This is a genomic window from Chelatococcus daeguensis, from assembly GCF_001887265.1.
GTDB lineage: Bacteria > Pseudomonadota > Alphaproteobacteria > Rhizobiales > Beijerinckiaceae > Chelatococcus_A > Chelatococcus_A sambhunathii.
Map to the genome: position 1 here is coordinate 2896391 of NZ_CP018095.1, position 13531 is coordinate 2909921.

General features: G+C 67.8%; 15 protein-coding genes. 4 read left to right on the top strand and 11 right to left on the bottom strand.

Going from position 1 to position 13531, the window contains the following annotated elements:
• Positions 1–77: 77 nt before the first annotated feature.
• The 8 genes from tilS to BOQ54_RS13750 form a co-directional block, all read right to left on the bottom strand.
• The gene (gene tilS / locus BOQ54_RS13715; RefSeq protein WP_186437985.1) at positions 78–1100 is read right to left on the bottom strand and encodes a tRNA lysidine(34) synthetase TilS; all 1023 of its coding nucleotides are present in this window, start codon (positions 1098–1100) and stop codon (positions 78–80) included.
• Between the two features lie 66 nt (positions 1101–1166).
• Positions 1167–2087 carry a tol-pal system protein YbgF gene (gene ybgF / locus BOQ54_RS13720; RefSeq protein ID WP_071924510.1) on the bottom strand — a complete coding sequence of 307 codons (921 nt, stop codon included), beginning with the start codon at positions 2085–2087 and terminating at the stop codon, positions 1167–1169.
• Between the two features lie 124 nt (positions 2088–2211).
• The gene (gene pal, locus BOQ54_RS13725) at positions 2212–2721 is read right to left on the bottom strand and encodes a peptidoglycan-associated lipoprotein Pal (RefSeq protein ID WP_432431511.1); all 510 of its coding nucleotides are present in this window, start codon (positions 2719–2721) and stop codon (positions 2212–2214) included.
• Positions 2722–2887: 166 nt separating this feature from the next.
• Complete coding sequence (tolB, locus tag BOQ54_RS13730; RefSeq protein WP_055457626.1) at positions 2888–4216, bottom strand: Tol-Pal system beta propeller repeat protein TolB; 1329 nt, start codon at positions 4214–4216, stop codon at positions 2888–2890.
• 81 nt (positions 4217–4297) lie between these two features.
• Positions 4298–5377 carry a hypothetical protein gene (locus BOQ54_RS13735; protein WP_071924102.1) on the bottom strand — a complete coding sequence of 360 codons (1080 nt, stop codon included), beginning with the start codon at positions 5375–5377 and terminating at the stop codon, positions 4298–4300.
• Between the two features lie 10 nt (positions 5378–5387).
• Positions 5388–5840 (bottom strand): ExbD/TolR family protein, encoded by a 453-nt coding sequence (locus BOQ54_RS13740; protein WP_055457628.1) that lies wholly within the window; start codon positions 5838–5840, stop codon positions 5388–5390.
• A 26-nt stretch (positions 5841–5866) separates the two neighbouring features.
• Positions 5867–6583, bottom strand: a complete 717-nt coding sequence (gene tolQ / locus BOQ54_RS13745; protein WP_055457629.1) for a protein TolQ — start codon at positions 6581–6583, stop codon at positions 5867–5869.
• 326 nt (positions 6584–6909) lie between these two features.
• Entirely contained in the window at positions 6910–7326 is a 417-nt protein-coding gene (locus BOQ54_RS13750) for a DUF2852 domain-containing protein (protein WP_055457630.1), read from the bottom strand.
• Between the two features lie 588 nt (positions 7327–7914).
• Here BOQ54_RS13750 and BOQ54_RS13755 point away from each other — a divergent pair.
• From BOQ54_RS13755 to BOQ54_RS13770, 4 genes are all read left to right on the top strand, one after another.
• Positions 7915–8415, top strand: coding sequence for a YbjN domain-containing protein (locus BOQ54_RS13755; protein WP_055457631.1), 501 nt, complete (start codon positions 7915–7917; stop codon positions 8413–8415).
• A gap of 106 nt (positions 8416–8521) precedes the next feature.
• Positions 8522–9343 (top strand): pyrroline-5-carboxylate reductase, encoded by an 822-nt coding sequence (gene proC / locus BOQ54_RS13760; protein WP_071924103.1) that lies wholly within the window; start codon positions 8522–8524, stop codon positions 9341–9343.
• 138 nt (positions 9344–9481) lie between these two features.
• A complete protein-coding gene (locus BOQ54_RS13765; protein ID WP_055457633.1) occupies positions 9482–10228 on the top strand; it encodes a TetR family transcriptional regulator in 747 nt (248 codons plus the stop codon).
• Between the two features lie 177 nt (positions 10229–10405).
• Positions 10406–10765, top strand: coding sequence for a tRNA-binding protein (locus BOQ54_RS13770; protein WP_055457634.1), 360 nt, complete (start codon positions 10406–10408; stop codon positions 10763–10765).
• A 6-nt stretch (positions 10766–10771) separates the two neighbouring features.
• On the opposite strand, the gene BOQ54_RS13775 is transcribed toward BOQ54_RS13770, so the two are convergent.
• The 3 genes from BOQ54_RS13775 to BOQ54_RS13785 are packed head-to-tail and all read right to left on the bottom strand — an operon-like array spanning position 10772 to position 13409.
• The gene (locus BOQ54_RS13775) at positions 10772–12115 is read right to left on the bottom strand and encodes an ATP-binding protein (RefSeq protein WP_245280452.1); all 1344 of its coding nucleotides are present in this window, start codon (positions 12113–12115) and stop codon (positions 10772–10774) included.
• 27 nt (positions 12116–12142) lie between these two features.
• Positions 12143–12853 carry a response regulator gene (locus BOQ54_RS13780; protein WP_055457636.1) on the bottom strand — a complete coding sequence of 237 codons (711 nt, stop codon included), beginning with the start codon at positions 12851–12853 and terminating at the stop codon, positions 12143–12145.
• A 31-nt stretch (positions 12854–12884) separates the two neighbouring features.
• Positions 12885–13409 carry a MarR family winged helix-turn-helix transcriptional regulator gene (locus BOQ54_RS13785; RefSeq protein WP_055457637.1) on the bottom strand — a complete coding sequence of 175 codons (525 nt, stop codon included), beginning with the start codon at positions 13407–13409 and terminating at the stop codon, positions 12885–12887.
• Between the last annotated feature and the right edge of the window lie 122 nt (positions 13410–13531).

Consider the following 13531-nt stretch of genomic DNA (forward strand, 5'->3'; position numbering starts at 1 on the left):
TAAGATCGCGCTAAACCCTTGCCAAGGGAAACCCAACCCGAGAGGCCCCTTAAGGGAATGTTCGTATCAGCGCCGTATCAGCCAGATGTCGGCGGCTTTTCTGGGGCGCGCCGGCCGCGCCGGCGTGGGGGCTCGGGCGTGATGCGCACGCGACCGCCGGCATCGAGCGCAACGAGCATCCCCGCCAGCGTCGCGCGCATGGTGCCGCCGGCTGCTTGCGCCCGCCGCAGCGACGAGGCCAGGGCCTCCAGCCGCTCGAGACGCAAGGGCACTGTCGGCGAGGTCGCTCCACCCGCGGCTTCCGCAATGGCACGCTCGAGCACGCGCAGCATCAACTCCTCCGGCAGGCGAAAGATCTCAGCCAATATTTCGACACCCCCATTTCCTTCCGCAAAGGGGTGGATGAGCCGGGCCGCATCGGCCTGGGCGACCGACGCGAGGGCCTCATCCGCCCTTGCAGCCCGCGCCGCGAGGCGCACGAGCCTCTCCCGCGTCAAACCGAGCGTAGCGGCAGCAGCTCGCGCCGCGGGGCCGCGCAGCCGCGCCCGCGCGTAGGTCGGATCGCGGTTCGAGGGATCGTCCGTTGGCACCAGACCGGCTGCCGTCACCGTCGCCGCGAGACGCGCCTTGGGAATGGCAATGAACGGCCGCGCGAGGCACAGGCTTGGCGCGACCGCGACCCGCGGTCGCATGGCAGCCAGGCCGGCGATGCCGCTGCCTGCGGCAAGACGCATCAGCACGGTCTCGGCCTGATCGTCGCCGTGATGGGCTGTGGCGATGCAATCGGCGCCGATCGCGGCGGCATGGTCAGCGAGCAGGCGGTAGCGCGCCGCACGGGCCGCTTCCTGGATGCCGTGCGCCGGTTTCTCGCCATGCCAGCGTAGGGTCGCGTGCGCCAAGCCGAAGCCAGCCGAAATCCGCGCCACGGCCTCGGCCTCCGCCGCGCTTTCAGCCCTGAGGCCATGGTCGACGGTGGCGACGCTGACGCGCGGCTTGCGTCCGGCACGGTCCAGCCAGCCGGCAATGGTGATCAGAAGGGCAAGGGAATCGGGGCCGCCGGAAACGGCGAGAAGAAGATGGCGGCTGTCGACGAGTTTCAAGAAGGCCGCATCGACCTCGTCCGGAGCGAGAGGCTCATCTTTGGCGTGCGAGGACCCGTTCACGGGTCAGCAGCGCGCCCGCTCGCGCTCGGTCGCCTGACGCACGGCTCCGGGAGCCTGCGGATATTTGCGGGTGACTTCGGCGAAGGTGGCGCAGGCCTGCTCGCGGGCGCCGATCGCGTTGAGCGCCTGTCCGAGCTTGAGCAGCCCCTCGGGGGCACGGCCGGCACTGGGATAGTCTGTGGCGAGCTTCAGATACTGCTCGGCCGCCTCGTTGTAGCGTTTGCGCTGGTAATAGGTTTCGCCGAGAAAAAAGGTTGCGTCGGGCACGAGCCGGTCGCGTGGATGTGATTGGAGAAATTGGCGCAGGCCCATCTCCGCCGCATCATACTGGCGCTGCCGCAGCAGTGCCACGGCCGTTTCATAATCCTGCGCCGGGTTCGCCGATCCCGTCGCAGCGATGCTCGGTCCACTGCGCGCCGTCGGCGCAGAAGCCGCCATCGCCTCCCGCGCCAGCGAATTGATGTCCAGTGGCGTGCCGGCACCGGGTGCAGGATCGTCGCCGATGATGGCGACCCCGCCCGTGGCGCTGTTGGCCGTGTTCACCGGCGCCTCGCCGAGATTGCGCGGAGCCCCCGGCGCCGCAGGCGCGGCCGTGGGGTCGAAGGCATCGCCGCGCCGCTGCGGTGCAGGGGCAGGCGCCGGCTGGGTGCGCGGTGTCGTGGCGCCGGAGCGACCAGCCCCGCCCCCTTCCTGGAAGCGGAATTCCACGTCCTCCTGGAACCGCTGCAGCGTTTGCATGAGCTGCCGGTTCTGGTGCTGCAGCTGCTCGACCTGGCCCGAGAGTTCCCGCACCTGCCCTTCGAGGCGGTTGAGGCGCACGAACATGTCAGCGGCATCCTGCGCGCGTGCGCCTTCGGGCAGGACGATCATGACAGCGGCCGTCGCGAGGAGCGCGACGGCGATGCTTCGGAAGGTCTGGATCATGCGATGCATTCGGTTAGCCGCGTTTGTCGCGTCGGCCTAGCAGAACAGGCCGGTTGCGGCCACAATATGGCTGCAGACCGGCCCTTCCCCACGCAGACGCGACGTCGGGCGAGGGCAGCACCTGTCAGGCGCCGGCCCCGGCATCGAGCACCGTGACGGCGCGGCGGTTCTGCGACCAGCAGGAAATGTCGTTGCACACCGCCACCGGGCGCTCCTTGCCATAGGAGATGGTGCGCATGCGTGAGGCGGGCACGCCGCGCGAGGCGAGATAGTCGCGCACCGTCTGCGCGCGACGGGCGCCGAGCGAGAAGTTGTACTCGCGCGTGCCGCGCTCGTCGGCATGGCCCTCGATGAGGAAGGTGTAGCGCGGATATTGCGCCAGCCACTGCGCCTGCTTGTTCAAGGTCGCGATCGCGGTCGGCGTCAGATCGGAGGAGTCGGTTTCGAAGAAGACGCGATCGCCGACATTCACCACAAAGTCCTGGGCAGTGCCGGGGGCCGCATAGCCGCCGGCACCCGCACCACCGGCGAGGCCGTCCTTGTTGGGATCGGACGAGCAGGCGGCCAGCGTCAGGGCCGCAGCCAGGGCGGCCGCCACCTTGAGGCCGCCCGACGAGAAGAGCGAGGACATCATCTGACAACTCCTTGACGCACCTCCGGCTGTCGGCGACCACCGGACAGACGCGGAACGAAGCCTGATCAATGAGCCGTCAACCTTGACGAGAGGTTGACGACAGGGACCCGAAAGCGACAGGTGCCGTAAAGCTCGCTTTGGGGTTAACCGCCGGTAAACGTCGCCGTCAGCGCACGTCCGTCAGAAGCGGCGACCAAGCGGGATCGGAGCCGAAGGACGGTGTCGGCACCGGCACCTCCACGCGGCCGGTCACGTCCACCATGTAGAGCTTGCCGCCGCCCTGCCCGCCAGGATCGCGCCAGAACATGAGATACTGGCCGTTCGGCGCCCAGCTCGGCCCCTCGTTGTGGAAGCCTTCGGTCAGGATGCGCTCGCCCGTACCATCCGGCCGCATGATGCCGATGGAAAAGGTGCCGCCCTTCTGTCGCGTGAAGGCGATGTAGTCGCCACGCGGCGACCAGACTGGTTGGGCGTAGGAGCCCTCGCCGAAGGAAACGCGCTGCACGTCGGATCCGTCGACGTTCATCACGTAGATCTGCTGCCGCCCGCCACGGTCGGATTCGAAGGCGATGCGCGCGCCGTCGGGCGAGAAGGACGGCGAGGTGTCGATGGCGTTGGTCGAGGTTATGCGGGTCGTCGTGCGCGAGCGCAGGTCCATGATGTAGATGTTGGCATTGCCGCCCTGCTGCAGACTCATGACGATGCGCTGGCCGTCCGGCGAGAAGCGCGGGCTCGACGTCATGTCGGGAAAGTTACCGACGATCTCGCGCTGGCCGGTGTCGAGATTGAGCAACTGCACGTGCGGCTGCTCGCCCGTGCGCTGCGACATGAAGGTGATCTCCTGCGCCACCGGCGAGAAGCGCGGCGTGACGACGAGGTCCTCGCCACGCGTGAGATAGCGCAGGTTGGCGCCGTCCTGGTCCATGATGGCGAGGCGCTTGCGCCGCGCCTCCTTCGGCCCGGATTCGTCGACGAAGACGACGCGCGTGTCGAAGAAGCCCTTGAGGCCGGTGATCCGCGTGAAGATGGCGTCCGAGATGATATGCGCGATGCGCCGCCAGTTGTTTGGATCGGTGAAATACTGCTGGCCGGTGAGCTGCTGGCCGGCGAAGACATCCCACAGGCGGAACTCGGCCTTGAGCCGCCCGCCCCCCTCGCGCGTCACCCTCCCCGTCACCAGTGCCTGGGCGTTGATCGCCTGCCAGGCACTGAACTGGGGCGCGGCGTCGAAGGCCGGCGACGGCTCGACGAAGGCCTGCGCATCGATCGGCACGAAATAGCCGCAGCGGCGCAGGTTGGCGGTGATGACCTCGGCGATGCGCGCGCCGAATTCGACGTCACCGCCGAAATTGGTGACGGCGATCGGCAGCGGCTGAAAGTTCGCACGGTCGAGCGTGATGGTGATTTCCGCGCGCGCTGGCGTCAGCACCGCCGGCACCAGGGTCATCGCCGCGATCAGCGGCAGCGCGAGGCGCGCCATCAGGGTCTTCATCATCGGGCTTTTCTTGGCTCTTGCCGGGAGAGACATGACGTTCGTGGGGCGTTGGTTATGGATGAGGCTGACGGCGAAACCATGTCAGCCCAGGAATTCACTCGGGTCGAGGATGACATTCCACTCCTGCCAGTCGGCATAGAAGGGCTGGAAGCGCTCGGGAATGCGGAAGGGCGCACAGCGCCGCACGGCCCTGAGCGCGCTGTCCGCTACCGAGCGGAATGCGGCCTCGCCGGATGCGTTCGCCAGCGTCGGCGTTGCCCTCAGCGAGCCGTCCGGATTGAGGCTCATGCGCACGATCGGCTTCACCGCGGGATTGGCACCCGGTGGCGGCGACCAGCACTGGGCCAACTGCTCGCGCACGATCCCGCCGAGAATATCGGCGTCGGCGGGCGACAGCCTGGCGGCATTCCCGGTGCGTGTGCCGAGCGAGGCGGTGCGGTTCACCTCCTGCCCGGTCGCTGCGGCGTTCTGCGGCTTGTCCTTGCTCTCGAGCAGCTTGCGGATGTCGTTCGGGCTGAACTTGCGGTCCGGCTCCTGTGACCGCGCGGGCGCCGGCCTCTCCTGCGGCTTCGTGTTCTCGATGAGCTTGGCGAGGTCCTCGCGCTTCGGCTCGGGCTTGGGCTCGGGCTTCCTGGGTTCCGGCTGGCGCTCGGGCGGCTTGTCCGCGATCTCGGGCCGCTTCGGCGGCTGCGGCGCGGGCTCCGTCCGGGCGGGTTCGGGCTTTTCCTCGGCCTGCTTCTCGGCGGTCTCGGTAGTGGGCGCCGGCTGTGGCTTCGGCGGCGTGACCTGCTGGGGTGGAGGGGGCGGCGGCGGAGGCGGCGGCTTCGGCGTCTCGGGCTGCTCGGTCTCGGCTGTCTGCGGTCGCGACGGCGGCGCCGGCACGTCACGCGGCGCCTCGCCTGGCTTCGGCTGCTCCTCGACCTTCTCCGACTGCTTGTCGACCACCGGCCGCGGGTTCTCGGCGACCTTCTTTTCGGTCGGCGTGCCGCGCGTCAGTTCGCGCAGATCGCTCTCGCTGATCACGTCTACGGCAATCGCCTCCTGCTGGTCGGCGAAGGGCGTCGCCGTCGAAAAGGCGACGAGCCCCGCCACGAGCACGGCGGCATGGCCGACGCCCGAAACGATCAAACCCGGTTGCTGGCGAAAGAAGCGCAGCGCCACGGTCCCGCCCTCAGCTGTGCTGCTCCGGCTCCGTCACCAGCGCAACGCGCTTGAAGCCGGCAGCGGTGACGAGCGCCATGACCTGGGCGACGCGGCCGTAGTCGACCTGGCGGGCGCCGCGGATATAGATGCGTTCCTCGGCCCCGGCCTTGGCCACCGCCATCAGCTTGGGGACGATCTCGCCGTCCTCGAGCGGCGTCTCCATCAGAAAGACGCGTCCCTTGTCGTCGATCGACAGCATCAGCGGCTTCTGCTCGACGTTGATCGGCTTGGCGGCCGTCTCGGGCAGGTCGAGCGGCACGCCAACCGTGAGGAGCGGCGCCGCGACCATGAAGATGATGAGCAGCACGAGCATGACGTCGATGAACGGCGTCATGTTGATCTCGGACATGGCGCCGTGGCGTCGGCGCCGACGCCGGCCGCGGCCACCTCCGCCCGCTCCTGCTCCGATGGACATGGCCATGGCAGTTCCCTCTCGTTCCTCGCCCGTCAGGCAGCCGCGCGCTCGTCGATCTGGCGCGACAGGATGGCGGAGAACTCGTCGGCGAAGCCCTCCAGGCGCCCCTGCGCCTTCGCCGCCTCGGCCTGAAGCCGGTTGTAGGCGATGACGGCGGGAATGGCAGCGAAGAGGCCGATGGCCGTGGCGAAGAGCGCCTCGGCGATGCCCGGCGCGACGACCGCGAGGCTCGTATTCTTCGAGGCGGCAATGGAGCGGAAGGAGGTCATGATGCCCCAGACCGTACCGAACAGGCCGATGAAGGGCGAGGCCGAGCCGATAGTGGCGAGCACGAGCAGCTTCGATTCGAGCCGTTCCACTTCGCGCTGGATCGACACATCGAGCACCTTGTCGATGCGCTGGGCAAGGCTCGCGACCGCCCGGCCGCTGCCCTCGAAGGAGCGCTTCCACTCGCGCATGGCGGCGACGAACAGGGCACCCATCCCCGAGACCGGACGGTTCGCGAGCGAGCGATAGAGATCCTCGAGCGACTGGCCGGACCAGAAGACCTCTTCGAAACGGTCCATCTGCCGCTTGGTGCGCATGAACAGCAGCGTCTTGTCGACGATGATCGCCCAGGACCAGATGGAGGCACCGAGAAGGCCCAGCATCACGAGCTTGACGACGAAATGCGCCTGCCAGAACAGCCCCCAGAGGGATACCTCGTTCACAGCCTGCAGGGCACCTTGCGTCACTTCGGCGGGGTCCATTCGCTTGTCCTTTGCACTCTCGCGCGCCGCATGCGCCGCGGCATTCGCCGTCGTCAACGGCAAACGGCAGGCTGTCGAAATTCCGGAAGCGTCACGCAGATGCTCACTCGCTTCCGAATCTGTCGAAATGAGGGCGCCCCTGGCCCCCGCTTCCCGCGCAACGGGCAACTTGCCGTTGTCACAGTTAGTCCCCCGACACGGTTAACGCCGGGTTTCCGAGGCGCGCGGCATTGAGGGCAAGGCTGGTCGGCAACGGCAAATGAAAACGCCCGCCTGATGAGGCGGGCGTCCGCAAGGCAGCTGGCCTTTCGGCAAGGTAGGCGGCGTTACGCCGCGGGCGCCTCGGGCTGCGGGCGCTGGCGACGCTCGGCCATGAACTGGTCGAACTCGGCCTTGTCCTTGGCAAAGCGCAGCTTGTCGAGGAAGGTCTTGAACTCGCGCTGCTCCTCCTCGAGCCGGCGCAGCGTTTCCTCGCGGTATTCGTCGAAGGCGCGGTTACCGCTGGTGCCGCCCGTCCAGCCGCCATGGCCTTCCATACGGGCGCGCAGACGATCCATCTTCTCCTGCAGGCGCGACATCTTATGCTCCCAGCGGTCACTGCCTCTTCCGCACATCATGCGTCCGCTCCACATTGCATAAATCAGGACAAACAGGCCGAGAGGCCACCAGACGAGAAAGCCGAGGATCGTGAGCGCAATCCATGCCCCCCGTCCCATCTCGTCGAGCTTCGCCGCGATCGGCATGACTGGGCTCCATCGGTGAGTGTCGATCGGCTGTGAATGTAAATCACATTTACATAGGTAGGCAAGGGGCGTGGCCTTGTCAAGCGAAAGCGGTCGTTGGTCGGATCGGGCGCCCGCTGCCGCCGGGCGCTGCCTTGTGTTCTTGGCGTATCGCGCACGCCGACGGCAGCAGGACTCCCGCACGAGGGATCGGAGCGAATATCCGGGACCAGCATACCGGGGTGCCAGTGTGCACCCGGCGGCCATGGCGCGCGATCCGACGAAGCCCGCTTGCGGCCGCCATCGGGAGGCTTCATCGCTTGTGGACAGGCCGGTTGCCCCGGTTGTAGCCCGTGCCCGAATCTCCGAGCGTTCAAAGGTGTTCTGTGCGTCGGGACTCCGGCGCGCTATAGTCGAAGAGAAAGGTGATTCGTCGCAGGCCTCCGGTCTATTTGGATCAATGCCTGTAACGAATACGTCGTTGGCGCGATATCTCTTCGAAATATAGCGGCAACGGCGTGGTCGCGTCGCCCGTGTACTGCGTTGCTTCACGGCAGCCGGGGTCATGGCCGGTTGCCCGAACCGTCCGAGCGAGCCGAGGTATCGGCAATGACCCACGTCGAGTTTGATTACGAACGCAGTGAACACCCGCTCGATGTCGTCGAGCGGCTTGCCAATATCAACGACTGGACTTTCGACCGGGCCGAAGACGACGAGATGTCGATTTCGGTAGCGGGCGTGTGGGCGGAATACCACATCGCCTTCACCTGGATCGAGGACGTCGAGGCGGTGCATGTCGCCTGCGCTTTCGACCTCAAGGTGCCCGAGCGGCGGAAGGCGGAGTTGCTGCAACTCGTCGCGCTCATCAACGAGCAGCTCTGGGTCGGGCATTTCGACCTGTGGAGCGCGCAGGACGTCGTCATGTTCCGTCATGCCCTGCTCCTGAGTGGCGGCGCTGAACCGACGCGCAGCCAGTGCGAGAGCATGCTGCGGACCGCCCTCGAAGCATGCGAGCGGCACTACCAGGCCTTCCAGTTCGTGCTCTGGGCCGGCAAGAGCGCCCGCGAGGCGCTGGAGAGCGTCCTGTTCGAGACCGAAGGCGAGGCCTGACGCCGCAGCCCGACAGGTCGCGGTGGCAAGTTGTGCCCGCGCGGCCTACAACGGCGGGCATGGGCTGTGCCTTTGGCGCAGGTCGATCTTCTTCGGATAGGGCCCGATGTCTCTCGTATTTCCCGAAACCCTCGTTCTCGTCGGCGCCGGCAAGATGGGCGGCGCCATGCTCGACGGCTGGCTCGCCAATGGCCTGGCGCCGGAGGCCGTGACCATTCTCGACCCACACCCCGCGCAGGAACTGACGGCGCTGGCGCGCGAGAAGGGCCTCCGGCTCAACCCGCCACTCGCCGAAATCGCGCCGCCGGCCGCCCTCGTACTCGCCATCAAGCCACAGTCGCTCGATGCGAGCGCCGACACGATTGCACGACTCGCCGGCGCCGGGACGCTCGTCGTCTCGATTCTCGCCGGCAAGACCATCGCCAACCTGCGCGCACGCCTGCCCGCCGCCGGCGCCATCGTGCGCGCCATGCCGAACCTGCCGGCGGCCGTACGCCGCGGCGTCACCGCAGCCGTCACCGGCCGCGAGACCAGCCGCGAGCGGCGCCTCATTGCCGACAGCCTGCTGAAGGGCGTCGGCGCCGTTGAATGGCTCGACGACGAGAGCCTGATCGATGCGGTCACGGCGGTATCCGGCTCGGGCCCAGCCTATGTCTTCCACCTTACCGAATGCCTTGCCGAAGCGGGCGCCGCCGCCGGCTTGCCGCCGGACCTCGCCGCCCGGCTCGCCCGCGCCACGGTGGTCGGCGCCGGCGAGATGCTGCGCCAGACGGAGCTCACCCCCGCCAAGCTGCGCCAGAACGTCACCTCCCCCGGCGGCACCACGGCCGCCGCCCTCGACGTGCTGATGGCGAAGGACGGGCTGCAGCCGCTGCTGACGAAGGCCGTCGCGGCAGCCAGGAAACGCGCCGGCGAACTGTCGGGCTGAAAGAGCTGCCGGCCGCCATTCGCCGGCAGCGTCGACGGGCTGTCGGGGCGCGCAATCGCGCCCTGCCGGCACGATTCCCCTTCCGATGCCGGCGGCAATGCCTATCTTGAAGACAGACCGTGCATCGAGGAGGACGACATGGCAGCCAAGGGCACCGAAAAGGCGCGCGACATCCGCGGTGACATCGTCGAGGCCCTCATGCGCCTCGCCGCCGAGAGGGACTGGGACGCGATACGCCTCTCCGACATTGCCGCCGAGGCGGGCGTGACGCTGGCCGAGTTCCGCGGCGCCTTCGGCTCCAAGGGCGCTGTACTCGCCGAGTTCAGCCGCCGCATCGACAAGGCGGTGCTCGAAGCCATGCCGGCGCCCGAGGCGCCCGACAGCATGGCAGACCAGCCGGCCCGCGAGCGCGTCTTCGACGTCATGATGCGCCGGCTCGATGCGCTGACGCCCTACCGGGCCGCCCTCAAGCGCCTGTCCCGCAGTCTCCGGCGCGAACTGACGGCCCTGCCGGAGCTGGCGCGGCTGGCACTCAATTCCCAGCGCTTCATGCTGGAGGCCGCTGGCATCGACACGGAAGGCGCCATGGGGCGGTTGCGCCTGCAGGGCGCCGTCCTCGTCTACGCCCGCGTGCTCGACACCTGGTACGACGACGACGATCCGGCGCTCGCCGCGACCATGGCCCGGCTCGACCGGGAGTTGACGCGCGGGGAGCGCATGCTGCGCTGCGCCGAGGATGCCTACCGTCTTGCCGCCCCGTTCCGGGCCGCCGCACGCGTCTTCTGCGAGGGCCGCGCCCGCAATCGCCGCTATTGGCGCGAGCGGGCGCGCAGCCGCCGCGACATCGACGGCGACGACAACGAATCCTTCGCCCCGGCCATCTGACCCCCATCATTCGGGCCCGCCGCAGAATCTGCTGCGGCGGGCCCGGATGCGGCATCTTCTGTCATCATCGGTCGTTTCTCCACGCCGACGTTGGGATGCGTTGCGCGATGCTCTTGCATTGGAGCGTCGCCGGCGGCACATGCGGCGACGCCCGCAACCGATGGAGAATTCCTGCCCATGTCGACGACGGACCTCGCAAGCGAACGCATCACCTTCGACGATTTCCTCAAGATCGACATCCGCGTCGGCACCATCGTCGAGGTCGCCCCCTTCCCGGAGGCCCGCAAGCCGGCATTCAAGCTCGTGATCGATTTCGGCGGTGACATCGGCCGCAGGAAGTCGTCGGCCCAGATCACCCAGAACCACGCGCCCGAGGATCTCGTCGGCCGGCAGGTGCTGGCGGTCGTCAACTTCGCCCCGCGCCAGATCGGCCCCTTCATGTCCGAGGTACTGACGCTCGGCGTGCCCGACGCGGCCGGCAACGTCATGCTCATCGGCCCCGACCGCCCCGTGCCGAATGGCGGGCGGCTGTACTGAGGCCTGCTAGACGGGTATGCGCACCATCGCCCGGAGGCCGCCGAGCGGGCTGTCCATCAGCGTCACGTCGCCGCCATGGGAGCGGGCGATGTCGCGGGCGATGGCAAGGCCGAGGCCGGTGCCGCCGTCGTCGACGTTGCGCGCCTCGTCGAGACGCACGAAGGGCTTGAACACCTCCTCGCGCAGCTCCTTCGGCACGCCGGGGCCGTCGTCGTCCACCGTGATGATGAGCCAGCGCAGGTCGCGCAGGGCATTGATGGCGATCGTCTTGCCATGTCGCGCCGCATTGGCCACCAGGTTGACGAGGAGGCGCCGGAAAGCGTCCGGCCGCACGGTGACGACGAGGTCATCGGCCACGGTCACGCTCGTCGCATGGCCCTGCCGCTCGAGATCAGCCTGCAGGTCCTCGAGCAGGTCCCGCATGTCGGTCGGTGCCGGCTGCTCGCCGGCATCGCCGCGCGCGAAGGCGAGATAGGCCTCGAGCATGCGTGTCATCTCGTCGACGTCCTTGCGCAGGGCCTCGACGTCCGGTGTGTCCTCCAGCATGGCGAGCGACAGCTTGAACCGCGTCAGGATTGTGCGCAGGTCGTGGCTGACACCGTTCAGCATGGTCGTGCGCTGGTCGATGGCCCGCTCGACGCGCTGCTTCATCTCGAGGAAGGCCTGGCCGGCCCGGCGCACCTCGCGCGCGCCGCGCGGGTGGAACTCGACCTCGCGCCCCTTGCCGAAGGCTTCGGAAGCGTCGGCAAGGCGCAGGATCGGCTTGATCTGGTTGCGCAGAAAGAGGATGGCGACGGCGAGCAGCACCAGCGATGCCGTCACCATCCACACGAGGAAGATGTGGGAGTTCGACGCATAGGCGAGGCTGCGCCGCGCGATGATGCGCATCACCGCCTTGTCGAGCTTGATGCGGATCTCGATGAGGTTGGAGCGCCCCACGGTGTCGATCCAGAACGGGCGCGCCACCTGCTTGCGGATCTCGTCGGAGAGCACGCTGTCGAGGATGGAGAAGAAGGGCTTCGGCCCCGGCGGCGGCAGTTCCTCGCCCGGCAGGATGTCTACGTCGAGCCCGAGATCCTGCGCCGCGATGCGCGTAAGGATCGTCGCCTCGGCATCCTGCGGATAGCTCTCGTAGACGTGGATGAGCGCCGCGACGTCGCCTGATACGGCGGACGACAGCCGCCGGGTGACGAGTTGCCAGTGCCGCTCCATGAAGACATAGGCAACGACGGACTGCAGGATAACGACCGGTGCGATGATGATGATAAGCGAGCGGGCATAGAGGCCCTTGGGCATCATCGAGCCAACCCAGCGCAAGGCCCGGTGGAAGAAGGCCGACGGTCGACCCATCGCACTGATCAGGCTCATGAGGTCACGTCATTCGTCCACGAGCAACCGGTAGCCTATGCCGCGGACGGTCTGCAGATGCACCGGGTTGGCCGGGTCACGCTCGATCTTGCGGCGCAGCCGGTTGATCTGCACATCCACCGTGCGCTCGCTGGCACCGGCCCCGAGCCCGGCGAGCGCCTCGCGCGGCACCTGCTGGCCCGGGCGCGAGCCAAGGATGCTCAGGATCTCCCGCTCCCGGTCCGTGATGCGGATGATCTCGTCGCCGCGGCGCAGTTCGCCCCGGTCGAGGCGGAAGGTGAACTCGCCGAAGCGGATGGCATCGGCCGGCGCCTGGGCGCCCTCGCCGTTGCCCGCCCGCTTGAGGATGTTGCCGACGCGCAGCAGGAGTTCACGCGGTTCGAAGGGCTTCGACAGATAGTCGTCCGCACCGATCTCGAGCCCCCTCACCCGGTCGCCGGCATCCGCCCGCGCCGTCAGCATCAGGATCGGCATGCCCGACAGCAGCCGCAGGCGTCTGGCGAAGTCGAAGCCGTTCTCGCCGGGCATCATGATGTCGAGCACCATCAGGTCGAAGACCATGTGGCCGAGCCGTGACTCGGCCTCGGCCGCATTGGCGGCCGGCGTCACTCGGTAGCCGTTCTCGCTGAGGAACCGTGTGAGGAGATCGCGCAGGCGCCTGTCGTCATCAACCACGAGAATGTGCGGTGCATCGTCCGCCAGCGAGATCGCCCTTCGCATCCGTCAATCCCCGACAGGCGGCACCCGCCCGTCACTGCCCCTTCCGTTGGCCCGCACCGTACACGAGGCGCGCCACGTGGTCGCGATCGTTTTCGTCGATCATGGCGAAAAGAAAGCGTAGCGCCGCCTGCCTGTCGTCCTCGCCACAGCGCTCGATCGCCCGGCGAATGCGCTCGCCCTGCAACCGGGAGAGCGCGAGCGCCAGGTCGCGGCCCTTGACGGTGGGGAACAGGAGGCGCTGGCGCCGGTCCTGCACGCCGGTGCGCTGCTCGACGAAGCCCTTTTCGACCAGCTCCTTGAGCACGCGGTTGAGGCTCTGCTTGGTGATGCGCAGGATGTCGAGCAGCTCGGCGATGGTGAGACCCGGCTGGCGGTTGACGAAATGCAGTACCCGGTGATGGGCCCGGCCGAAGCCGTAGTCCGTCAGGATGCGGTCGGGATCGCTGACGAAGTCGCGATAGGCGAAGAAGAGAAGCTCGATCACGTCGAAACAAGATTGCGTCTCGACGGAGTCGATCGCAGCCGCGGGCGGCGCCTCGGCAAGGGCTCCAGACAACGTGTCACTCCGTTACGTCAGCCTTATTGACATATCTCAAGCCGATTGTTACTCGTCAAGCGCGATCCGCGAAACGAATGAACTTTGCCGGGCTGTTTTGGGTAGCATTCTGACCCTCCGGC

What these genes read in the sequence shown, in the direction of transcription:
- ybgF (WP_071924510.1), bottom strand. Translation starts at nt 2,087, where the DNA reads ATGATCCAGACCTTCCGAAGCATCGCCGTCGCGCTCCTCGCGACGGCC.
- pal (WP_432431511.1), bottom strand. Translation starts at nt 2,721, where the DNA reads ATGATGTCCTCGCTCTTCTCGTCGGGCGGCCTCAAGGTGGCGGCCGCC.
- tolB (WP_055457626.1), bottom strand. Translation starts at nt 4,216, where the DNA reads ATGATGAAGACCCTGATGGCGCGCCTCGCGCTGCCGCTGATCGCGGCG.
- BOQ54_RS13740 (WP_055457628.1), bottom strand. Translation starts at nt 5,840, where the DNA reads ATGGCCATGTCCATCGGAGCAGGAGCGGGCGGAGGTGGCCGCGGCCGG.
- tolQ (WP_055457629.1), bottom strand. Translation starts at nt 6,583, where the DNA reads ATGGACCCCGCCGAAGTGACGCAAGGTGCCCTGCAGGCTGTGAACGAG.
- BOQ54_RS13750 (WP_055457630.1), bottom strand. Translation starts at nt 7,326, where the DNA reads ATGCCGATCGCGGCGAAGCTCGACGAGATGGGACGGGGGGCATGGATT.
- BOQ54_RS13755 (WP_055457631.1), top strand. Translation starts at nt 7,915, where the DNA reads ATGACCCACGTCGAGTTTGATTACGAACGCAGTGAACACCCGCTCGAT.
- proC (WP_071924103.1), top strand. Translation starts at nt 8,522, where the DNA reads ATGTCTCTCGTATTTCCCGAAACCCTCGTTCTCGTCGGCGCCGGCAAG.
- BOQ54_RS13765 (WP_055457633.1), top strand. Translation starts at nt 9,482, where the DNA reads ATGGCAGCCAAGGGCACCGAAAAGGCGCGCGACATCCGCGGTGACATC.
- BOQ54_RS13770 (WP_055457634.1), top strand. Translation starts at nt 10,406, where the DNA reads ATGTCGACGACGGACCTCGCAAGCGAACGCATCACCTTCGACGATTTC.
- BOQ54_RS13775 (WP_245280452.1), bottom strand. Translation starts at nt 12,115, where the DNA reads ATGGGTCGACCGTCGGCCTTCTTCCACCGGGCCTTGCGCTGGGTTGGC.
- BOQ54_RS13780 (WP_055457636.1), bottom strand. Translation starts at nt 12,853, where the DNA reads ATGCGAAGGGCGATCTCGCTGGCGGACGATGCACCGCACATTCTCGTG.